We start from the raw sequence: 22972 nt of genomic DNA, 5'->3' as shown, positions 1-22972 counted from the left end.
ATCCCAAGAACCTGAAATAATGCTTACTCACAGGTTCTCATTAAGAGGTTTTTAATCCAATGCGAAAAATCGATCGTAGCAATGGAAGAACGAGAACAAACCAAGACCGTGAAATTTCATGACCGTGAAAAAAATAAGTCGGTAGAATAAGCACAAGCAGGAAGGAAGTAAGTAAGTAAGTAAATGAGGAAATGAAGTTCGAGAGAGTCTGAAATTAAAGAACTCTATACAAGAAGGGACCTGGCTTCTCGCTTAAGAGGCCAGGTCCTTGTTGGAGGTTGATGCTTTCAATTGGACATCAGATCACACACCGGATCAGACATCCGCTGAATCTGAGGAGTTGATGGATAGAGTGAGTGTCAGATGGTAAAGAGTCAATTATCGCTTGGAAGGGACGCTTTCGAATGCAGGGGATTCCCAGAGGAACAGAAGATAGCGAATCAGCACATAAGCGCACAGCAGCAGTGCCAGGGTGGGTTGGATTCTGGTCAGGAGTCCCAGCCAGGCATAGGATTGTCCGGCTTTCGTCAGGAATGCATTTGCGCCCTTGGCGGCAATGGCGGAAATGACAAAGGGGAAGGTATAGCTGGAAAAGCTGGGGAAAAACGGAAGGGCGCTGAATTTGACCAGAACGGCCATGCCGACCAGGAAGAAGAGAATGGATAGGGCGAGCAGGAAAAGAACCATCCCCTGAGATTTTACGGCAGCGCTGTTGAGATAGCCAGCCAGGAGGAGCGATGCCGGTGCGGCATAGATGGCGATGGCGGGCAGTGCCGGCTTAGCCAGTGGATCGGCTTTGATCATCCGCCAGGTAACAAGGACAAGCAGGGGAAGATATGTCGCGAATGCAAACCAGAAAGCGATCATGCCCAGAGCAGTCTGACTGTGATACGGAGCCGAGACCGAAGCGGCGGCGATGCCGACATATACAATGAACCACGAGGGGAATACCGTCTGAAGTCGGAAGCCCTTCAAGAGATATCGCCAGGTGAACCATACGATATAACCAGCATGGAACAACAGACCGACTGCCCAGAGAGCCAGGGCCATGGGGCCTTTTGGCAGGTATGTGGAAAGGATCATCAGAGCCATGGGAAATGTCGCGAAGGTGCTGGCAATCAGTGGGTTTGCCGATGCTTCGGTGACGCTCTTTGGAAGCAGAGAGATTTTCGCCAGGATCATTAGGATCAGCACAGCGGCAATCGCCCCGAGAATCGGTTTGAGCCAGGGGGCGTCGGCGGACAGCAGATTTCCCAGTGCAGCCAGTCCAAGTGCAGTTCCCGCGATGGGGTAGGGTAATTTTTTTAATAAGTTCATGATGTTCCTCCCGAACAATTAGTACCAGCCTAATATAACATATATAAAATTCAGAGTAAACAGAATTAACATGATACTGGAAACAATTTGACACTAATTCTAATAGATAGTATTATATGAGTGTTATTATCAAGATTGAATCAAAAATATCGTGCATTTGAAAAGGGGAAAATTATGGAACGTATTAACACCAAAGAATTTACTAAAAACGAACTACTCGATATGATTCAGGCAAAGGCGGAAGAAAAATTCAGGAACGGAACATTCTTTTGTTCGGAATCCGTTGTATCAGTCCTAAATCAGTTCATGGATTACCCATACAGTGAGGAGGTCGTCCGACTGGCTTCTTCTTTCCCCATTGGCATGGGGAAGGCTCAGTGTCTGTGCGGAGCGGTTTCCGGAGGACAGATGGTGCTGGGTATGGCATACGGCCGGCTGGAAGGCGAGGGAATGGATCCGAAAATGTTTCCGGTAGCCAAGGGACTTCACGACTATACAGTGAAAGAATACGGAGCAACCTGCTGCCGGGTGATTACCCGTCAGTGGAACGGGGACAATTTTGCTTCTCCTGAACGCAAGCAGCACTGCATTCATATTACCGGCGATGTAGCTCGCTGGGTGGCTGAGCGTTTGATTGAGGATGGCAAGATCGAGGTGAAGGATGTAGCGGCCAAGCCGGTGGAATCCGAACAGATCCCTCAGTGGATTGTAAGCTAGTATTCATCATGGTTCATGCCGGCAAATTGCAATAGATTCCTGGTACCTGTCATAGCCATGGCGTGACGATCTCCCCAGAACTGATCAGGTCAGCTTCCTACGCAAACCGCGTCAGAAGCTGACCTGGTTTTATTGGCGGGACATGATCAAACTCGGGATACCAATCAAATCATCCGATGCTCGGAATGACTGGATATTTATGAAGCAGGCGCATAACAATCATGCGCAGGCCCTGGAGTATACTATAATAAGAGTAAGGTGACTTTGGATAATGAATCCACCGGTTGAGGAAAGGAACAAATGACTTATGGACAAGCAGATCAGCTGCGACGAAATCCGCAGCATGTTAGACTGGGCAGGACAGAAGATGGGTCTTGGCTGTCAGCACGTGCCGATTGAGATTTCTTCGAGAATGAAACGTACCTATGGTTCCTTTATTTTTCGGCTGGAACAGGGAAAGCTGGTTCCGGTAGCTTTTCGCTTTGCGCTGAAACTGGTAAGCGGGGACTACAGTGAAGAAATTGTCCGTCAGACGATTCTTCATGAATATGCTCATTTTTATGTTAATGTGCTGGATCAGAAAAATCATGGTCATAACGGAGTGTTTCGAAATGCCTGTCAGATCCTCGGGATACCGGATCATACCCATTTCCAGGGGAACCATCAGGAAGAAAAAAAACGCGGTTACCGGATTTTATGTTCCCGGTGCGAGAAGGAAGTGGCACGCCGGCGACGCCGCGATGCCGCCAAAAATCTGATGCGCACCCATCGTTCCGGATGCTGTCAGGCCAAACTGACTGTCCGCATGGATATATTCTAGTGGAAGATCATAATTTCATGACATTTCATCTTCCTGGGGTGCGGAGCAGTTCATGGTCCGATGCAAAGAACTCAGTTTGGAGAGACTTCGGCGAAAGCCGTTGATACAGTGATTGCGAATGAATCAGCGAAAGCTGATGAATCACTCCTGCACTGCTATATAATAAGAACGAAAGAAGGAGCGAGTACAACTAACTACAACCAAAGTACAACCAAAGAATAGCCAAAGAATAGCCAAAGAATAACCAAAGAATAACAGAAAAATAGCCAAAGAATATTAAAAGGATGTGAAGGACATTGCTGAAATTGGATTTATCCCGAACAATCGGTATGGTTAAGGAAGAGGAACTGAAGCTGGCGGGGCCTTTTACGGAACTGGCACTGAAAACCACAGTGGAAAAGTCCGGGGCTGGAGCGGAGTTTTTAGGCTGGGTAGAACTTCCGGCGAACTATGACAAGACGGAGTTCACTCGAATCAGCCAGGCCGCGCAGAAGATCCGGGACGACTCGGATGCCTTGGTCGTGATCGGCATCGGCGGATCCTATCTCGGAGCCAAAGCGGCCATTGAGATGCTGGGTCACACATTCCACAATGAAATGGGCAAAGCCAGAACCGGCGGGGTTCAGATCTATTATCTGGGGCACAACATGTCTGCGGATTACATGAATGAATTCCTTCAGATCATTGAAGGCAAGGAGCTTTCGGTCAACGTCATCAGCAAGTCAGGGACGACGACCGAGCCGGCCATTGCTTTCCGGGTGATGAAAAAGTACATGGAGGACAAGTACGGCAAGACGGAAGCCGCGCGGCGAATCTATGCCACGACAGATGCCCGTAGGGGAGCCCTCAAAGGTCTGGCCGAACAGGAAGAATATGAATCATTTGTTGTTCCCGATGACGTTGGCGGGCGATATTCCGTTCTGACGGCCGTCGGTCTTCTGCCTATTGCGGCAGCGGGCATTGACATTGTTGAGATAATGGCGGGTGCTAAGGATGCCATGGACCATTACCTGACGGCGCCCTATGCTGATAATGACTGCCTGAAGTATGCGGCAGCCCGCAACATCCTGTACCGAAAAGGACGGGAAATTGAAATACTGGTGAACTATGAACCAAAACTGGCCTTTTTCGCCGAATGGTGGAAACAGCTGTACGGTGAATCCGAAGGTAAGGATGGCAAGGGAATTTTCCCGGCATCCGTGAATTTTTCAACAGATCTGCACTCCATGGGTCAGTATATCCAGGATGGCCGCCGGCATTTATTTGAGACCGTCCTGCAGGTGGGTGCTCCTCATCGGGATTTTGAGATCCCGAAGGATGAGGCGGATCTGGATGGCCTGAATTTCCTGGCAGGCAAAACGATGCATGAAGTCAACACCAATGCCTTCCGGGGCACGGTCCTGGCTCACAATGACGGCAATGTCCCCAACCTGGTTTTGGGCATTGATCAGCTGAATGCGCGAACCTTCGGAGAAATGGTCTACTTCTTTGAATTGGGCTGCGCGGTTTCAGGCTACACCCTGGGGGTCAACCCGTTTAACCAGCCAGGAGTGGAGGATTACAAGAAGAATATGTTCGCGCTGTTGGGAAAACCAGGTTATGAAGAACTGGCCAGAGAGCTGAACGACCGGTTGAAATAGCGTGGAACGGTTAGATAAAATACTGGCAAACGCCAAACTCGGCTCACGCAAGGAGGTCCGGCAGCTGATCAAGTCCGGTCGGATTCAAGTGGATGGCGCAGTCATTCAGGATCCCGCGGCATCCTTTGATCCGGAGACCTCCCGGTTCCTGCTGGACCAGGCGGAAGTGGATACGCGAAAGTTCATTTACCTGATGCTGAACAAGCCGGATGGCTACCTCTCCGCCACGGAAGATGCGAGGGATCCCGTGGTACTGGATCTGATTGCCAGTCAGCACCGGGCTTTCGCGCCCTTCCCAGTGGGGCGGCTGGACAAGGACACCACCGGGCTCCTTCTGCTGACCAATGACGGTCCCCTGAACCACCAGCTGATCTCTCCCCGGTGGCACATCGATAAAATCTATGTTGCACGCCTGCGGGATCCGGCCTTGGACAGCTATCACCGGCGATTTGAACAAGGCGTTGTCATTGACGACGGCTACCGCTGTCTCCCGGCTCGTATGGAAGTCCTGGCCGAGGATGCCAGACTGGTTCGGCTGACCATCCAGGAAGGCAAGTTTCACCAGGTGAAGCGGATGTTCGAGGCGCTGGACAACCAGGTACAGGAACTGAAACGGGTTGCCTTTGGTCCCTTGACACTGCCGGAGGATCTCCCGCCGGGACAATACCGGGAACTCACAGCGGAAGAACTGTCTCAGCTGATGGCTGCCACCCGGAAAAAGGGACAGCCAATGAGCTTTGGTGCGACGGAAGCCGGGGATACGGTATATGACGAGGAAAATGAACCCTTTGGCCGATCGATAACTGAATAAGCGAACAGCAGTTGGCTCTCCTCATGCAGGTCACGGAGAGCCAACTGCTTTTTGTTATTGCAGTGGAACCATTCATGGATCTAAGGAAAGTCTCTCCGGATTGATCTTTATCATTGGATTTGTTTTAGTTATTTTTTAGATTCGATGACTATAGTAAAGATGTCAGTAAGAACGATCGATAAGATATCTGAATGAATGATAAATAAAGAATCTGCAAGGAGTGTTCAACGATGGATGAAGAAAGAAAGTACAATGAAATTCACGAATCAATGAGTTCTGACCATAATGAATCAGTACCGGAAAGGAAAGCAGCGGATGATTCATTTCCGATGGAGAAGGAAACCGGAGCTGGACGGACTGACACCGAGGGATTCACTTCCGGCAATCATCCGGATCCCAGGGAAGATCACGAAGGCTATGTGACCTACTCACCGACTCCGGGCTATATGGATGAGGAATCGGGGGAAGGGGATGGGAAGGCAGGTTTTTCCCGGGCTGCTACCTTTGAATATCAGGAAGTTTCGCCATCGCCGGGCAAAGGTCGCGGTCTGATGGGCACATTGGCCATGGTTCTGGTCGGCGCTGTTCTGGGTTCCGGAATTACGATGGCCTCCGGTCGGTATTTATTCGGGTCGGATGATGTGGTACGTCAGCAGTCGACGGTTCCGGTCAATCAAGCGCTGTCCACTTCGACCAGCCCTTCAAAAATCCTGACAGCTCCACCGGCAGAAACCGGTGTTACGGCGGAAAACCAGGTGGCTCAGGCGGTGACGCCTTCTGTGGTCGGCATTACAACCAAAACGAAAGTTTCTCAGCCTTCATTCTTCGGCAGCGGTGGAAGCGGCTATGTCGAAGGCGTAGGATCCGGCGTGATTTTGAGCAGTGACGGCTATATCGTCACCAATTCTCATGTGGTGGACAATGGGGAAGCGGGCAATATCACCGTTGTGTTCAATGATCAGACCACAGCGCCGGCGGAGGTGCTGTGGAGCGATGCCGCGCTGGACGTAGCCATTGTTAAAGTCAGCAAGGCGGGTCTGTCACCTGTGACGATCGGTTCTTCCGAAGCGGTGAAAGTCGGAGACAAGGCCATCGCCATCGGAAATCCTCTGGGGCTGGACCTGCAGTCGACTCTGACTTCAGGCTATATTTCGGGTTTGGATCGCAGTATAACCATTCAGTCCGGCGGAACCATGTCGGGGCTGATCCAGACTGATGCGGCCATTAATGAAGGAAATTCCGGCGGTGCGCTCCTGAATGCAGCCGGTCAGCTGATTGGCATCAATACTGCCAAGGCGGGCGGTGGAACTTCAGGGATCGGCTTCGCAATCCCGGTTGATACCATAAAGCCCATCATTGAAAAAGTCATGGCTGAGGGTTCCTTTAAATCTGTTTACCTGGGAGTCACCGGAATGAATGTAGCCTCCATCAAGGCACAGGATGAAACCATCAACTTTGACGGAGCTGAGGGAGTGTATATTATGGATGTCATGGATGGAACCGCAGCTGCCCAGGCGGGACTGAAGAGCGGCGACATCGTGACGAAGATCGACAGCTACCCGATCCAGGGAATGACTGAACTGAAAAAAGCTTTGTTGAACTATCAGGTGGGCGATGAAGTAACAGTGACCTATTTCAGGGACAACAAAGAAAAAACAACCAGTCTGCGCTTTGCGCAGGACTCCTCCAACATCGAGAATTTCTTTAACCAGCAGGAACCATAGCTCTGACTTCATTCGGTGACACCAGAGGTAAGCGGTCCACTCCCAAATAATGGCCGCTCGGATACCATCAGACTCGGTATAGTGGATCTGAAGTCATAAGGATCATCGGCAAAATCCAGATAAAACCGACAAAGGGCAGTGTGCATGCGCTGCCTTTTCTGAATCAGGGAAGTCGGTGGAACCGGTCCCATTCGAATGAAGAGATATGGGACGGTAAGCGGCACAGCAAAAGGGACAGAACGAGGGACAAAGAGATTGGGTCAGGAGATTGAGCAAGGATCGAGCTTGAAGACAGAGGGTGGATCCCGGACTCTGAAGCCCATGAGAGGACTGAGTCTTGAAGCTCAAGGCAGGAACTTGACTTGATGCCCAGGCAAGAGTGGCGGATGGAAGCGCAGGCTGAATGTTATAATATGAGGAGAAACCGGGCAGGAGGAAACGGATGTGAAAATACTCATTGCAGAAGATGAAACGGATCTGGCAGATGCCCTGGAAGCCATTCTCAGGCATAAAGGCTATACCACCGAAGCGGTCCATGACGGTCAGGATGCCTTGGATTATTTAACGCAGGGAAGCTATGATCTGGCAATTCTTGATATCATGATGCCGCGGATGAGCGGACTCCAGGTTCTGGAACGAATCAGGGCAGCGGCCAACCCGATCCCCGTATTGCTCCTGACCGCCCGAAGTCAGCTGGAGGACAAGGTCGAAGGCTTTCGCAGCGGGGCGGATGACTATCTCACCAAGCCCTTTGCCATGGAGGAACTGCTGGTTCGGATGGAAGCTCTGCTCCGACGGCCGCGCCGGACCTATGCCCAGGATCTGGCCTTTGGGGATCTGACGCTCTCGCGGCAGGATTTTTCCATGCGCTGCGAATCTTCCGGAAATAGGATGTCCCTGAACAACAAGGAATTCCAGCTGATGGAGCTGTTTATGCGCCATCCGGATCAGCTTCTGGCCAAGGAGCAGATCATGGATAACATCTGGGGACTGGATTCTGAAGCTGAAATCAACGTTGTCTGGGTCAACATCTCGGCCTTGCGCCGGAAACTGCGCGACTGCGGCTCGCGAGTACGCATTCAGGCTCACCGTGGAGTAGGCTATCGATTGGAGTCGGAAGATGTATAGACAACTAAAAAAGCGTTTTATTGCTTATGCCATGCTAATTGTCACAATTGTCCTGGTGACCCTCGTGGGTCTGATCAATGCGGCATCTTATCGAGCCATGATCCAGCGGGCGGATGACATCACGCTTTTGATCACGGAGAACCGGGGATCCTTTCCCAAGGATCTGTCTGTTCGGCTCAATACGATGGAGCGGTATGGGCTAACAGCGGAATCGCCCTACTCCACCCGCTATTTCTCAGTATTTTCATCGCCGGTGCGTGATATCCTGACGACCAATCGGGACAACCTGGTTTCCATCAGCGGAGAGGAAATCCAGCAGCTGTTGTTTCATGTGATGCAGGGCGACCGCTCACTGGGTTCCGAGGGGAACTTCCGGTATCGTCGTACCACCTTTCAGGATGGAACGCTGGCTGTTTTTCTGGATATGACGGAACCTCAGAATTTTTTCGCTCAGACCCTGCGCAACTCCCTGACCATGCTGGCAGCGGCACTTCTCCTGGTCTTTGGTCTGATCTGGCTTCTGGCCGGGAAAGTGGTCCGCCCCATTGCCGAAACCATTGAAAAACAGAAAATTTTTGTCAATGACGCGGGCCATGAGCTGAAAACACCGCTCGCTGTGATCGCTTCATCAGCTGACGTGCTGGAACTGACTCATGGAAAAAATCAATGGACAGATTCCATTCGCCGGCAGGTGGAACGAATGAACCATCTGGTGGGGGACATGCTGACGCTTTCCCGCTACGAACAGTCTCCATCGCTGAAGCTGGGACCGGTGGATCTGTCATGTATCCTGGAACAGATCACGGCGGAACTTTCACCTTTGCTGGAGGGAAAGCAGCAGCATCTGACCGTCCGTTTGCCCCGACCGTTTCAGGCCCAGGGGGATGAAGAAAGCCTGAAGATTCTGTTCCGGATTCTGCTGGATAATGCCATTCGCTACACGGAGCCGGGAGAAACCATCGAATTGACAGGAAGTCTGGGACATTCTGAAACTCTGCTGGAGTGGACCAATCCGTTTCCTGATTTTCCCGAGGACCAGCTTGAAGCTATTTTTGAACGGTTTTATCGCTCGGATGCATCCCGTTCCCGAAATACCGGGGGATCAGGGATCGGGCTGGCACTGGCCAGACGTCTGGCTGAAGCCAATGATGGTTCGTTGATAGCCCTCAAGCCGAATGAATCACATCTTCAGTTTCAGCTCAAGCTGAGACTGAAAAAATGACAAATGGAATAAAAACTCCCCATCCCACGGACAGTCTTGCAGATTGTCGGTGGGATGGGGAGTTTAGCGATCTGCCCAAGTTTTCGCTCAGGAGAAAGTTTCCTGGGTTAATATCTGAAATATACCAGGCTTCTTATCTCGTCACCGATGCGAGAAGGACGACCGACGGAATGGATGAAATGCACTTCGGGAAGTGGAACATTTGTTCTAGATGTCCTTGTGTCTGTTTCCCAGTAGTGTATAATTTTTGTAGAGAATAATTTTAAGGAAACCGACAGTCGAATGGAATACCCTATTGGAGTATCTTTTTTTCGTCGGAATACATAGTCGGTTATACCATGCCTGACAGGAGATCATATGAATCTGGATTATCAAAAACTGCTCAATGAGGAGCAATTCGAAGCCTGCACCACGACGGAGGGACCGCTTCTGATCCTGGCCGGAGCGGGATCCGGGAAAACCCGGGCGATTACCCATCGCATTGCCTATATGATCGGCGAGCGGGGCATCGCACCCTGGTCGATCCTGGCAATTACCTTCACCAATAAGGCAGCGCAGGAAATGAAGGAAAGAGTTCGCCAGCTGGTGGGCGATACCGCGGAGACGATGTGGATCTCTACGTTCCACTCTGCCTGTGTCAGGATTTTGCGTCGGCACATTGAAGAACTGGGTTATAAAAAAGACTTCACGGTGTATGATACCTACGACCAGAAAGCCCTGATCCGGCAGTGCATGGCGCAGCTGTCCATCAACACGAAGGAATTCTCGGAGAAGGACTTTCTGTCAGCGATCTCCTCGGCTAAGGACTCCCTGATTGATGAAACACGCTACTTTGAACTGAATCACTCCAATTTCCGCAAGGGAAAGATTGCTCAGGTTTATCAGCTGTACCAGCAGAGCCTGCGCAAAAACATGGCGGTGGATTTTGATGACATCATCATGCTCACGGTTCGGCTGTTCCGGGAACATCCCGATGTGCTGGCTTTTTATCAGAACAAGTTCCGCTACATCATGGTGGATGAGTATCAGGATACCAATAAGGCGCAGTATGAACTGATCTACCTTCTGGCCAGGGAACATCGCAACATCTGCGTGGTGGGGGATGATGACCAGAGTATCTATCAGTTTCGCGGAGCGGACCTGCGCAATATTCTGGAATTCGAATCGGATTATCCCGATGCGACGGTCATTAAGCTGGAAGAGAACTACCGGTCCACCGGAACCATTCTGGATGCGGCCAACGAAGTGATCAAGAATAATTTCTCGCGCAAGGAAAAGACCATGCGAACCCGAAATGAGCGGGGAGAAAAGATCAAGGTATATCGGGCGTTTTCCGATTCCGATGAAGGTGCCTTTATTTCAAAGGAAGTCGAACGGCTGGTGCGGGACGGACGGAATTACCATGAACTCGCGATTCTGTATCGGACCAACGCTCAGTCGCGTATCTTTGAAGAAAGCTTTATGCGCCATTCGATTCCCTATCGGATCATCGGGGGACTGAAGTTCTATGATCGCAAAGAGATCAAGGACATAATGGGCTACCTTCGGCTGATCAACAATCCCTTCGATGAAGTCTCCCTGCGGCGAATTATCAATGTGCCCAAGCGGGCCATCGGAGATACCACACTGCAAAAGCTCATGGACTGCGCCACAGAGCACGGGGAAAATGTCTTCGATGTTCTTATGGATCTGGAAGAGCATGGCATCTTGTCCGGTCGGGCGCTGCAGAGCGTCATCGGCTTCCGGAATCTGATCACCGAGCTGATGGCCATCAGCGTGGATCTGTCGGTTCAGGAGCTCATAGAACTTTTGCTGGAACGGACCGGATATCTGAAGGAATATGAACAGAGCAAGAATCCGGAGGACGCCTCCCGGGTGGAGAACATTGAGGAACTGATCAATGCGGCGGCAGAATACGATTTTCAGCCGGAAGCATCGCTCCCCGGTTTTCTGGAGAGCGTTGCCCTGATCTCGGATATCGATAAATATGATGATTCGGCAGATGCCGTGGTCATGATGACCGTTCATTCCGCCAAGGGACTGGAATTTCCGGTCGTGTTCATGGTGGGGATGGAAAATGGACTGTTCCCGGGACAGGTTTCCTTTGACAATCCTTCTGAAATGGAAGAATCCCGTCGTCTGGCCTATGTAGGGATTACCCGGGCCAAAGAACTGCTCTATATGACCCATGCGGAAATGCGCATGGTGTATGGCCGCTCCATGATGTATCCTCCCTCGGAATTCCTCATGGATATTCCGGAAGAACTGAAGGAACTGCTCAACCCCGAACAGCCCCGCGCCAGTCTGGCTGCCAGGGCACAGCGGAGCATGCCGGCTACGGCACACGGCATCCGAAGCGCGATGCCAGGGCGGGTACGACCGACGAATGACACCATGGAAGACCTGCTGACCGAGGAAACGGCCACGCCGGGAGCAAAGGTCGTCCATCCCAAGTTTGGCAACGGCATGATTGTTGGCATGTCGCGGGAAGCAAATGATATCAAGCTGCAGATCCTGTTCGACACCTACGGCCTGAAATCCTTGCTGCTCTCTCTGGCACCCCTGAAGCTGCGTCAGGAATAAATCCCGACTCTGTCGTGACCCAAATTCCTGGGAATTCTATAGTCTACACTTCAAAGTGGAGAATGGTTTGAAGAAATTCCTCCGGTTCGATGGCGAACGCGCTAAGAATGTCCTTTTGTTTCCTGGTCAGTGGCTGGAGCAAACTGCAGCCTGATCCATAATCGGTCCGCTTGATCGTTCCCATCTGTTTGACCAACCGGTTGATGGATTTCTCCCCGCTGTTTTTCCCATGATTGGTCAAATCCGACCACAGAATAAGACTCAAAAAGGCGACAAAGGCTTTCCCTTCTGTCGTCTTTTCTGTGTGCGTCAGAAAGCGGTCATAGTCGATGCTGTTTTTTAAATTCTGGAAGGCCTTCTCCACCATGTCCCGTCGCCCATAAAGTCGTAGTGCCTCCTCTGCGCTCTTATCCTGGGTATTGCTCAGCAGGCAGAACATGCCGGCCAGCTCAATCATCTCGGTGATCTTCTCGTGATTGCGTTCGTACTCCTCAATCGGTGATGCATTGCGTGTCACATCATAATACTTGTTATACCGAGTAATACTGATGGGCTTCATCTGATTTTGCAGCTCTTCCTCGAGACGATCAACATGCTGGTAGATCCGGGCTTCTTCATCCGCCGCACTGGATGTGTTCAGGTAGATGTGGAGGGTATAGGGCAACTCATTGATCTGGATCACTTTGGACAGTCCATAGCAGCTGGTCTGGGGGATGTGATAACGAGAGTGACGGATCACCGCGGTTGCCTCGATTAATGCCTGACGATAGATTTTCTGGGATTTGGGAGCAGCCATCAGGAAATTGAGTTGGTTCTGGGCCATGAAGCTCAGATTGTCCAGGGTGAGAAAGCCTCGATCCATGATGTAGAACAAATCATTGAGACCGACCAATTCGCCCAATTCCATCATATAGGGGAAAAAGGCCTTGTCCACGATACTTCCGCTGTAGATCTCATAGCAAAGCGGGAGGGCTGTCTTGGTGCCATAGAGCATGCCGATGTTGAGTTGCGGTAGGGTTTCCTGATCCCGATTATAGCCGTACTCTGCCATTTGGATCTCCGCATAGGTCGATATGCTCGTCACATCATAAGCCAGGGTCTGTTCCTCGTCTTTGTGGAGAGCACTCCAGAGCTTAAAAAACCGAAAGCGCTGCTCTTCGCTGATCTGTGCAAACAGTTCGCTGCTGCGCTGGGAATTCAGACTGAGCCTTGTAGAAAGTAGGCTCTCCCGGATGAACAGATCCAGATTCATCATGACATTGCCTTCGCAGACCATATAGATGGCCATCGCCAAAAGCTCTTGTGCCTGCAAGGGAAATACCTGTTGTAAAGCCTTGGTCAATCCAATAGCCTCAGCTCGCTGCCACAACAGAGCGATATGACCAGCCGCCAGAACCTCTTGAGGCGGGGTCAGGGAAATGGCATCGACTGGCAGCGGATAGAACTCAGTGAATCGTTCATTGGGGATCATCCAACCGGGACGAGTAGGATCCTCTTTGCCAATGGCAACTTCCTTGGCTGTAGGGGTACCCAATGCGTTTCTGTAGCGTTTTTCGACATGATAGACGCGTCTGGGCTTATCCGGGCCATCTTTTTTGTAGGTGATGCGCTCCGTGGGAATTGGGATTGAAATATTGAGCATTGCCATAATATCCCTCCTCTGTAGACTACTTATATTGTAGTCTACAGAGGGGTAATAAGCAAGATAAAAATAAATTAAGTCACAGAGTCATCTCGTATGAAATCGGCTCTGTGACTTAATTCGAGGGAAATCCAACATCTATGTCACCCAATTGGGAGATCAAACCGAGGGTGTAGACTATACTATTTCCGGGAATTGGGGTCGTGACTGGAGTGTTCAGTTGTCTGCAGAATCATCCTGGCTAGCCACGGCGAAGCAGAACCCAATAGCGATAAAACAGCCTGGACGTGGTCACTCAAAAGAAGTGACGCCCGTCCAGGCTGATTTGTTTTCGCCGATTCCCGCATTTTTCGCATTTCAGATGATCAGGCTTCTGACTTAAATTCACCCTGCTGAAAAGCTTGAATTTCAGCAGAGATTGCCTCACAGATAAAGCGAAGGGTTCTTGAATGATTACTTCTGCACAGCGGGGATGAGCCAGTAACCGGAAGCATCCCGGGCCATGATCCGCTCACCGATGAGATCCCGGCGCAGGGTACAGAAATCATCATGGAAATCGGCAATGATCAGATTGACTTCCCGTTCGGGGTAAATTCGCCCCATTTCAAAGGCTTTGGCGATCTCCTCCAGGATGATCCGTTCCTTCTTTTTCTGAGTAGGAATGGACTTGAGTCTGCCGTATTCAAAGAATGCATCCAGCACTTTCTGACGGTACTGATTGTCCCGTTTCTTCTGAAGGGCCGACTCATCGGACTCTTCCTGGATGATATCCAGAATTTTTGTGTTGAAGATCTCCGGGTGCAGGGAATACATGGTATAGTACTGAGTTTTTGAAGAAGTGACGGCGCCGACTTCCAACAATTTTTTCAGGTGGAAGGAAATGGTGGGAGCGCTCAGGTTCAGGCGCTCTGCCAGACGTTCCACGTACATGTCCTCAACCACTAAGGACTTCAGAATCTGCAGTCTGGATTTATCCGCCAGGCATTTGAATAGTTTGATGGCTTCTGGTTCTGTCATTTGGATTCCTTCCAATCCCGCTGCCAGACGGCGCGAATTTCACCCAGCTGGCTCAGCTTGATTTGTTCAATGAGGCTCTGCTCGGGATCTCCGTGATCACGCGCCAGGTTCAACGCATTGGTCCAGGTATGCTGGAGCTGGTCGAGCCGCTCCTTCAAAAAGTGTTGATATTGTTCCGGAGTCTGCTCTAATTGACGGCTTCCGGCGGCATCCACTGCCCGCCAGATCTCACAGACATTAATTCGGATTTGCTCAAAATTGCTTTCATCTTTCCGGCCTTCCAGACGGAGCTGTTGTTTTGCCTTCTGACAGGCAGAGATGGTTTCCTGCAGAAAGGAAATCATCTCGGGTGAAGTTGTTTCACTCATGATGCGGAGTCCTCCCATAAATTCGTTCTGATCTGATTATACAACTATGAGAATGAAAATACAATATTGATTAGATATGTATAAAAACAAATACCAGCTAAAAGAAGAAGTCCAGAGGATATCGACAGGACCAGGTCAATGGGATCGATTGATGCTGACCTGTTTCCGCAGAGTGCAGTCGCCTGAGCTTCTTCGAAATGGCTTCGCTTCTCTTGAACTTGAGCTTCTTCGAAATGGTTTCGCTTCTCTTGATCTTGAGCTTCTTCGAAGTAGTTTCTCAGCTTATTCCCTTGAGTTTATTCATCTTATTGGGATTTAAAGCAGGGGCAGAGGGATCATGTTATAATAAAAAGTGAGAATTTATGTCTTGATGAGGATTTTTGCTCATCTGGAGGTTTCAACTGTGGAAGATAAAATTACGAGAATCCGCCAGCTGGCGGAACTGCTCAATCAATATGCCAAAGAATACTATATGCTGGATGCACCGTCGGTTCCTGATCAGGAGTATGACCGGCTTTATGATGAACTGATCGCCCTTGAGGCGGAAACCGGCCATGTGCTTGACTGGTCTCCGACGCAGCGGGTCGGAGATGAGCTGCTGCCTGGGTTTCAGAAATACACCCATCGGGCACCGCTCTGGTCGCTGGAAAAGGCCCAGAATCCGGAAGAACTGACAAGCTGGCTGGAACGTAATCAGCGGTTTGTACAGGAGTATAATGCCGCCCATTCGGATCAGCTGCCTCAGCCGACCTATATTCTGACTCGGAAATTTGATGGGTTATCCGTGAATCTGACCTATGACGGCGAAGGGATTCTCCGGGTAGGAGCTACCCGCGGCAACGGAACAACCGGGGAGGATGTCACACAGCAAATTCGGACGATCCGCTCCATCCCCTGGAAAATTGACAATGACTTTCTGTTTGAAATTCACGGGGAAGCCCTGATGACTAAAAAAGCCTTCGATGCTTACAATGCCAGTGCTGCCGTCAAGCTGAAAAATACCCGAAACGGGGCGGCCGGGGCATTGCGCAATCTCAATCCCGCGGAGACCCGGCGTCGCCACCTGACCGTGTACTTCTACGACATCGGCTACATGGAAGGGGAACCGTTCAAATCCTACCGCGACATGATTGATTTCATGGAGGCCAGAGGCTTTCCGACCGATGGCTACTTCAAATCAGCGTCCACCTGGGAAGAAATTTCGGCCATCATCGAAGAAAACATACAGATCCGGGCTGAACTGGACTTCGACATCGACGGCATCGTCATCGCCCTGGATGATATCGCGACCAGAGAACAGATGGGTTATACGGTGAAATCACCGCGCTGGGCCATCGCCTATAAATTTGAGGCGGAGGAAACCACCACCCGGCTTCTGGAGGTTGAGTGGAATGTCGGCCGTTCGGGCCGCGTAGCGCCGACGGCTATTCTGGAGCCGGTGGAACTGGCGGGTGTTACGGTACGCCGGGCAACGCTCAACAACATGGATGACATCCGGCGCAAGCGCGTCGCCATCGGCGCGGATGTCTACATCCGCCGCAGCAATGACGTCATTCCTGAAATTATGGGCTCTGTAGTCAATGACAATCTCACCACACCGATTGAGGCACCGGAGCGGTGCCCGTCATGCAACACACCACTGACGCTGATCGGAGCACATTATTTCTGTGAGAATACCCTGTCCTGCAAACCGCAGCTGGTAAAAACCATGGTTCATTTCACCTCGCGCGATGCCATGAACATCGAGGGGATCTCGGAAAAAACTGCAGAGCAGTTCTTCGACCAGCTCAATCTCACCAAGGTGTCGGAGTTTTACCGTTTGACCTATGAAGATCTGATCGCTCTGCCCAAGACGAAGGATACCAGAGCGAGGAAGCTGCTGGCAGCCATTGAGGCCAGCAAACAGCCAAAACTCGAGAATTTCCTGTATGCTCTGGGGATACAGAACGTCGGTCTGAAAACGTCGCGGGATCTGGCCAAACAGTTTAAAACCCTGGAGAAAATCCGGCGTTTGACGTACGAGGAGCTGATCACCGTACCGGATGTGGGAGAGATTGTGGCGCACAACCTTCTTGATTTCTTTGCGGCGCCGGAGGTTCAATCGGAGATCGACGCCCTGCTGGCGCTGGGTGTGGCTCCCCGGGAAGTCCGGGAGACCACCGTTCGGGAAAATCCTTTTCAGGGTAAAACCGTTGTGGTGACTGGCACCCTGGAAGGATACAGCCGAAAGGGAATCGAGGAAAAGCTGTTGGAGCTGGGGGCGGTTCCTCAGGGGTCGGTCAGCAAAAAAACAGACTTTGTCCTTTATGGCAAAGAGGCCGGTTCCAAGCTGGATAAGGCCAGAACCCTTGGGGTTGCGGCGATAACTGAAGCTGAATTCGAGGAGATGATTCAATGACCGATCGCAGATTGATTAAGCGGCGGGTTAAGGTGGGCTTTGCTGTTCGCATGATTTCATGGGCAATGGTGCTCATTGCGATCTTCACGGTGATCATGACATTCCTGTCCACGTTCTACATATGGGTTACGGATCTGTTCATGACAGCCAAGACCCTGATCGCGGTGCTGCTGGCTACCTTCAGCATTTGGAGCCTGCGCAATTTCCTGGATGCCAGAGTTTATCCGGTGTACAAGATCCATGGGATCCATTTTCTCATCCTGGCTTTGATTGCGGCTTACCTTTTAACAACGCCGGTGTTCTAGCTTCCCTGGTTCGATCCGGAAATAACCTGGGTCAAAGGCCGGATAGTGTCTGACGGACTGCCTTGCCGCAGGCGGCCCAATGAATATCATTCACGTGCTTCGGGCAAGGCGCAAGGAATATCATGTATCGCACAACAGATCCTGCAATGGGCTGGATTTTTGAAGAATCGTAATGAAATTACTTACGAAGAAATTTTAAATTTAAATCTGAAGAACGGACCGGGCCAGACCCCGACAGTCCGATGGAAAAGGAGTTTCAATATGGCAAAAGAAGCATCATTTGACGTAGTATCACAGGTGGATCTGCAGGAAGTCGACAACGCCCTGAATCAGACAGAACGGGAAATCACAACCCGGTTTGACTTCAAGGGATCCAATACCACCATCGAGCGCAAGGATCAGGTGATCCACATCGATACCACGGATGACATGAAATTGCGCAACGTCATCGATATGTTCGAGGGCAAACTGGTCAAGCGGGGCATCAACATCAAATCCCTGAAATACGGCAAGATCGTTCCTTCCCTGGGCGGTCGGGTCAAACAGGATATTGACCTGCAGATTGGTCTGGACAAGGAACAGACCAAGAAAATTACCAGCACAATCAAGGATCTGAAGCTGAAGGTTCAGGCTACCATCCAGGGCGACAGCGTTCGGGTCACGGGAAAGAACAAGGATGACCTGCAGGCAGCTATCGCGGCCTTGAAAGCACAGGATTTTGACTTCGCCGTCCAGTTCACCAACTACCGTTAATTTTTATAAATAGGAGCATGCAATGTCGGTAACAATCAAAGACGTGGAACATATTGCTGATCTGGCTCGTCTTTCGTTCGGAGAGAATGAAAAGGACGGTCTGATCAAGGATTTGAACAACATACTCAAGTATGTGGAAGAACTGCAGTCCCTGCCGCTGGAAAGCGTCGGGCTGACGCTGAACCCGGTCTATATCGAAAACCGGTTCAGGACAGATGAAGTGACCGGTGAAATCGGCGCGGACAAGGCGTTATTGAACGCGCCGGAACGGGTGGAAGACTATCTTCTGGTCCCGTCGGTCATTGAGGTGGAAGATGGCGAATATTAAACATACCTTGCTGGAGCTGAAGGCAAAGCTTGATGCCGGTGATCTTACATCCGAAGGCCTGGTTCGGGAATACCTCGACCAGATTGACCGTCTGAATCCCACGATCCACGCCTTTCTCTACGTTGCCCGGGAAGAAGCGCTGGCACAGGCCAGAATTCTGGATCAGGAACGGGCGGCGGGAACCCTGCGGGGACCGCTGCACGGACTGCCCATTGCCCTGAAGGACAATATGAGCGTGGAGGGCATGCAGAATACTTGCGCCAGCAAATTCCTGGAGGGTTACGTGGCTCCTTATGATGCCACCATTGTGAAAAAGCTCAAGGAGGCCGGAGCGGTCATTTTGGGCAAATTGAACATGGACGAATTCGCCATGGGATCCTCCACGGAGTATTCAGCATATGGCGATACCAAAAATCCATGGAGCCTGGACCGGATTCCCGGCGGGTCCTCCGGCGGCTCGGCGGCAGCCCTTTCGGCCATGATGGCACCGATAACTCTGGGCACCGATACCGGCGGTTCAGTTCGTCAGCCGGCCGCTTTCAATAACCTGGTCGGACTCAAACCAACCTATGGGCGGATTTCACGTTACGGCATCACGGCGTTCGGCAGCACGCTGGATCAGGTGGGCGTATTCGCCCGTGATGTCAGAGACTGCGCCCTGATGGCGGGCGTTCTGTCCGGCGTGGATCCAATGGATTCCACCACAGCCGATGAGCCCGTACCGGATTACCTGGCGGGGCTGACGGCTGATCTGAGCGGGATCCGCCTGGCGCTGCCCAAGAGCTTTCTGGATGGGCTGAAAGAACCGATGAAGGGTCTTCTGCTGCATACCGTTGAAGAATATCGCGCCCTGGGTGCCACCGTGGATGAAATCGACCTGACCTTTGCCCACAATGCACTGGCAGTCTACTATATCGTGGCATCCGCTGAAGCCTCCAGTAATCTGGCCCGGTTCGACGGGATCCGCTACGGCCGTCGGGCTGAAAATCCCGTCAGTGCCAGGGATCTCTATACCAGATCACGGTCGGAAGGCTTTGGCGAGGAGGTCAAGCGCCGGATCATGCTGGGCACCTATGTGCTGTCCGCAGGGTTCTATGATGCGTACTACAACACCGCACTCAAGGTCAGAACCCTGATCAAGGAAGAACTGCGCCGGGTCTTCACTCAGTATGACGCCATCATCGGCCCCACAACGCCGACGGGGCCCAGACGTCTGGGCGAACGCTCCGACAACATTATTGATGAATACCTCAACGATCTGTACACCGTACCGGCCAACATCGCCGGAGTTCCGGCCATTGCTTTCCCGATGGGATTCGCCGAGGGAATTCCGATGTCGTGTCAGCTGATCGGGGATTATTTCAGCGAGCCCAAATTATTCCAGATCGCATATGCATACGAGAAAGCCCATGATCATATCACCAGATATCCGGAGGTGGCGACATTATGAATTACACAACAGTAATCGGACTGGAATGTCATGTGGAACTCTCCACGAAAACCAAGGCCTACTGCAGTTGTTCCACCCAGTTCGGCGGGAAACCGAATTCCCATGTGTGTCCCGTCTGTCTGGGCCTGCCCGGCGCACTGCCGGTCATTAATCAGGAGGTCGTCAATTCGGCGATCAAAGCCGGCCTGGCAATGAACTGCCAGATTAACCGAGTGCAGCATTATGACCGGAAGAACTATTTCTATCCCGATACGCCGAAAAACTACCAGATTACGCAGCAGGCTACGCCGATCTGTTCCGATGGCTGGATCGAGATCGAACTGGCTTCCGGCGAGAAGAAGAAAATCGGCATCGAGCGGATCCATATGGAAGAAGACGCGGGCAAGCAGCTCCATACCAAGGCAGGAACCCTGGTTGATTTCAACCGCAGCGGCGTCCCGCTGATTGAGATCGTCTCGAAACCGGATCTGCGCTCCAAGGAGGAAGCCACCCTCTATATGACCAAGCTGCGCTCCATCCTGGAGGCGTTGGAAGTGTCCGATGTCCGGATGGAAGAGGGATCTCTGCGCGTTGACCTGAATGTTTCCGTTATGCCGGAGGGGGCAACGGAGTTCGGTGTCCGGGCTGAAATCAAAAACCTGAATTCCTTTAAATCCATGGAAAAAGCGGTGGAGTTTGAAACAGCCCGGCAGATCAGAGCCCTGGAAGAGGGGATTGAACGCTCCGAGGAAACCCGCCGCTGGGATGAGACGAAAAACGAAACCATCCTGATGCGCAGCAAGGAAATGGCCAATGATTACCGCTACTTCCCCGAAGGGGACCTGGTTACGCTGCGAATCACCGATGAGTGGATTGAGGCCGTCCGCCAGACCATCCCGGAACTGCCCCACGAAAAGGCGGAACGGTTCGTTGCTTCCTACGGTGTAACAAAATATGACGCCTCCGTGCTGACCCTGTCCGATGAACTGGCTTGCTTCTTTGATGAAACCGCAGCGATATCGGGTGATGGCAAGGCTGCAGCCAACTGGCTGATGGGGGATATTTCCCGCCTGATGAACGAAGAAGCCATCACGGCCGGCAAACTGAAATTTGCTCCGCAGGATCTGCATGAGCTGACTGTTCTGATCCGGGAAGGCAAGATCTCCAACGCCGCCGGCAAGAAGGTGGTAGAGGAAATGTTCCGGACCGGAGAAAAGCCCGGCGAACTGGTTGAACGACTGGGTCTGGCTCAGGTATCCGATGAAGGGAAAATTCTGGACGTCATCCGCCAGGTGCTGGATGATAACCCGCGAGTGATGGAGGATTACCGGGCTGGCAAGACTAAGATCATTGGATTTGCCGTGGGTCTGGTCATGAAGGCTTCCAAGGGATCCGCCAATCCGAAAGTAGTGAATGAACTCGTGGCGCAGGAAATCAGCCGTCGCGCCGAAGTATAGAAGAATAGATGAACGCCCCTGAGCTGTCGAGTTGATCTCGACGGTTCCAAAAGGGGCGTTCTCCTTTGCGTTGTCCAGTATATGTCTTTAGTGAGCGGTCTTTTGGAAAATATCAGCAGGGATCAACCAATTGGAATTTGACAAGGCAGCGGGCGAGGGACTATTCAAGGAACAATGCAAGGAACTATGCAAGGAGCTATGCAAGGATCAGTATAAGGACCAGTACAAGGATCAGAACAAGGATCAATGACTGGGGTCAAGGGTATTTCACTCGGAAAAAGTGATAGAATAGTACACAGAAAATAAGATAAGGAACTTGTGAATATGGAAACGGGAAAATTAACGGCGGACAATCTGACGAATCTTCTCCAGCGCTACCAGGGGGCAAAGCGGCCAGAGGTCATTCTGGCTGGAAAGCTGGGGGAAGACTGCAGCTACATCGAAATGGGCGACCAGACCCTGGTTTTGTCCACGGACCCGGTGACTGCTGCCAAGTCAGACCTTGGAACCATCGCCTTCAACATCAACATGAATGATATTGCTACTTCCGGCGCGGAGGGGATTGGCCTGCTGGTCACCATTCTGGTTCCCCCGGAAACGGAATACTCAGTGCTGGAAACCATCATGGCCGAACTGGATGAGGCCTGCGTTCATCATCATCTTCAGATTCTGGGCGGACATACGGAAGTGACGGACAGCGTGACTCGACCCATTGTATCAGTGACGGCTGTGGGGCGGGTGCCCAAAGGGGAGGAGATTTACTCTGCGGGACTGCGTCCCGGGGATACTCTGGTAGTTTCAAAATTCCTTGGGATTGAAGGAACATTGATCTTAGCGGACCTGGAAGAAACGCTGGCCGCAGAGGTGCTGACGGAAGATGAACGGAGGGAAGTAGATGCCTTCCGAGGTATGCTGTCGGTCATTCCAGAAGGCCAGGTCGGGAAAGAATTGAGAGTCCACTCCATGCATGATGTCACGGAAGGGGGCATATTGGGTGCGGTCTATGAAGTCGTGACTGCCAGCGGTCGAGGCTGCCTGATCAATCGGGACGATCTGCCGTTTCACCCGGCAACCCTGAAGCTTACCAAAGCTCTTGGATTGGATGAAACCAGGCTGATCAGCTCCGGAGCCATGCTCTTTGGGACGGATGACCCCGAAACTCTGGTGGAAGAACTGGCTTCGCGGGGGATTGATTCGGCGATCATTGGCCATGTTACCCGGGAGCAGGAACTCATACTGCTGGATGAAGATACACTTGAATCCATTGAACCGGTTGCAAAAGATGAAATATATCGAGTGTTTGAGAGGTAGCT

19 protein-coding genes are annotated in these 22972 nt (G+C 51.5%); 15 read left to right on the top strand and 4 right to left on the bottom strand.

All coding sequences use genetic code 11. The features are described 5' to 3' along the window. Positions 1–378: 378 nt before the first annotated feature. On the bottom strand, positions 379–1317 hold the full coding sequence (locus tag P6M73_RS12665) for a TDT family transporter (RefSeq protein ID WP_277853397.1): 939 nt from the start codon (positions 1315–1317) through the stop codon (positions 379–381). 174 nt (positions 1318–1491) lie between these two features. Here P6M73_RS12665 and P6M73_RS12660 point away from each other — a divergent pair, with 174 nt between their 5' ends. The 8 genes from P6M73_RS12660 (at position 1492) to pcrA (ending at position 11962) form a co-directional block, all read left to right on the top strand. After that, a complete protein-coding gene (locus P6M73_RS12660; RefSeq protein ID WP_277853396.1) occupies positions 1492–2034 on the top strand; it encodes a C-GCAxxG-C-C family protein in 543 nt (180 codons plus the stop codon). Positions 2035–2341: 307 nt separating this feature from the next. After that, complete coding sequence (locus P6M73_RS12655) at positions 2342–2854, top strand: SprT-like domain-containing protein (protein WP_277853395.1); 513 nt, start codon at positions 2342–2344, stop codon at positions 2852–2854. A gap of 296 nt (positions 2855–3150) precedes the next feature. Continuing rightward, a complete protein-coding gene (locus P6M73_RS12650) occupies positions 3151–4494 on the top strand; it encodes a glucose-6-phosphate isomerase (RefSeq protein WP_277853394.1) in 1344 nt (447 codons plus the stop codon). A 1-nt stretch (position 4495) separates the two neighbouring features. Beyond that, complete coding sequence (locus tag P6M73_RS12645; protein WP_277853393.1) at positions 4496–5305, top strand: pseudouridine synthase; 810 nt, start codon at positions 4496–4498, stop codon at positions 5303–5305. A gap of 230 nt (positions 5306–5535) precedes the next feature. After that, positions 5536–7029 carry a S1C family serine protease gene (locus P6M73_RS12640; RefSeq protein WP_277853392.1) on the top strand — a complete coding sequence of 498 codons (1494 nt, stop codon included), beginning with the start codon at positions 5536–5538 and terminating at the stop codon, positions 7027–7029. Between the two features lie 444 nt (positions 7030–7473). Beyond that, the gene (locus P6M73_RS12635) at positions 7474–8157 is read left to right on the top strand and encodes a response regulator transcription factor (protein ID WP_277853391.1); all 684 of its coding nucleotides are present in this window, start codon (positions 7474–7476) and stop codon (positions 8155–8157) included. Next, positions 8150–9379, top strand: coding sequence for a sensor histidine kinase (locus P6M73_RS12630; protein ID WP_277853390.1), 1230 nt, complete (start codon positions 8150–8152; stop codon positions 9377–9379). Before P6M73_RS12635 ends, P6M73_RS12630 begins: the two co-directional genes overlap by 8 nt. A gap of 363 nt (positions 9380–9742) precedes the next feature. After that, entirely contained in the window at positions 9743–11962 is a 2220-nt protein-coding gene (gene pcrA, locus P6M73_RS12625) for a DNA helicase PcrA (protein ID WP_277855775.1), read from the top strand. Positions 11963–12005: 43 nt separating this feature from the next. Here the strand turns inward: pcrA and P6M73_RS12620 are convergent, their stop codons facing one another. The 3 genes from P6M73_RS12620 to P6M73_RS12610 form a co-directional block, all read right to left on the bottom strand. Next, the gene (locus P6M73_RS12620; protein ID WP_277853389.1) at positions 12006–13610 is read right to left on the bottom strand and encodes an IS1634 family transposase; all 1605 of its coding nucleotides are present in this window, start codon (positions 13608–13610) and stop codon (positions 12006–12008) included. 447 nt (positions 13611–14057) lie between these two features. Further along, entirely contained in the window at positions 14058–14621 is a 564-nt protein-coding gene (locus P6M73_RS12615; RefSeq protein WP_277853388.1) for a DUF2087 domain-containing protein, read from the bottom strand. Continuing rightward, positions 14618–14989 (bottom strand): hypothetical protein, encoded by a 372-nt coding sequence (locus P6M73_RS12610; RefSeq protein WP_277853387.1) that lies wholly within the window; start codon positions 14987–14989, stop codon positions 14618–14620. Before P6M73_RS12610 ends, P6M73_RS12615 begins: the two co-directional genes overlap by 4 nt. A 370-nt stretch (positions 14990–15359) precedes the next feature. Between P6M73_RS12610 and ligA the strand changes: the two genes are divergently transcribed. From ligA to P6M73_RS12575, 7 genes are all read left to right on the top strand, one after another. After that, complete coding sequence (ligA, locus tag P6M73_RS12605) at positions 15360–17387, top strand: NAD-dependent DNA ligase LigA (RefSeq protein WP_277855774.1); 2028 nt, start codon at positions 15360–15362, stop codon at positions 17385–17387. Continuing rightward, complete coding sequence (locus tag P6M73_RS12600; protein WP_277853386.1) at positions 17384–17692, top strand: hypothetical protein; 309 nt, start codon at positions 17384–17386, stop codon at positions 17690–17692. Before ligA ends, P6M73_RS12600 begins: the two co-directional genes overlap by 4 nt. Positions 17693–17953: 261 nt before the next feature. Further along, a complete protein-coding gene (locus P6M73_RS12595) occupies positions 17954–18445 on the top strand; it encodes a YajQ family cyclic di-GMP-binding protein (protein ID WP_277853385.1) in 492 nt (163 codons plus the stop codon). A gap of 22 nt (positions 18446–18467) precedes the next feature. Beyond that, positions 18468–18773 (top strand): Asp-tRNA(Asn)/Glu-tRNA(Gln) amidotransferase subunit GatC, encoded by a 306-nt coding sequence (gene gatC / locus P6M73_RS12590; RefSeq protein WP_277853384.1) that lies wholly within the window; start codon positions 18468–18470, stop codon positions 18771–18773. Then, positions 18760–20223 carry an Asp-tRNA(Asn)/Glu-tRNA(Gln) amidotransferase subunit GatA gene (gene gatA / locus P6M73_RS12585; RefSeq protein WP_277853383.1) on the top strand — a complete coding sequence of 488 codons (1464 nt, stop codon included), beginning with the start codon at positions 18760–18762 and terminating at the stop codon, positions 20221–20223. The genes gatC and gatA overlap by 14 nt, the downstream gene beginning before the upstream one ends. Beyond that, positions 20220–21659, top strand: a complete 1440-nt coding sequence (gatB, locus tag P6M73_RS12580; RefSeq protein WP_277853382.1) for an Asp-tRNA(Asn)/Glu-tRNA(Gln) amidotransferase subunit GatB — start codon at positions 20220–20222, stop codon at positions 21657–21659. Before gatA ends, gatB begins: the two co-directional genes overlap by 4 nt. Positions 21660–21983: 324 nt before the next feature. After that, positions 21984–22970 carry an AIR synthase family protein gene (locus P6M73_RS12575; protein WP_277853381.1) on the top strand — a complete coding sequence of 329 codons (987 nt, stop codon included), beginning with the start codon at positions 21984–21986 and terminating at the stop codon, positions 22968–22970. Positions 22971–22972: the final 2 nt, after the last annotated feature.

Origin of the sequence: Anaerococcoides asporogena, from assembly GCF_029590275.1 — a bacterium.
GTDB lineage: Bacteria > Bacillota > Clostridia > Clostridiales > Clostridiaceae > JG1575.
The sequence above is the reverse complement of the archived record's forward strand: the minus strand, read 5'-3'. Positions and strand labels throughout refer to the sequence as shown.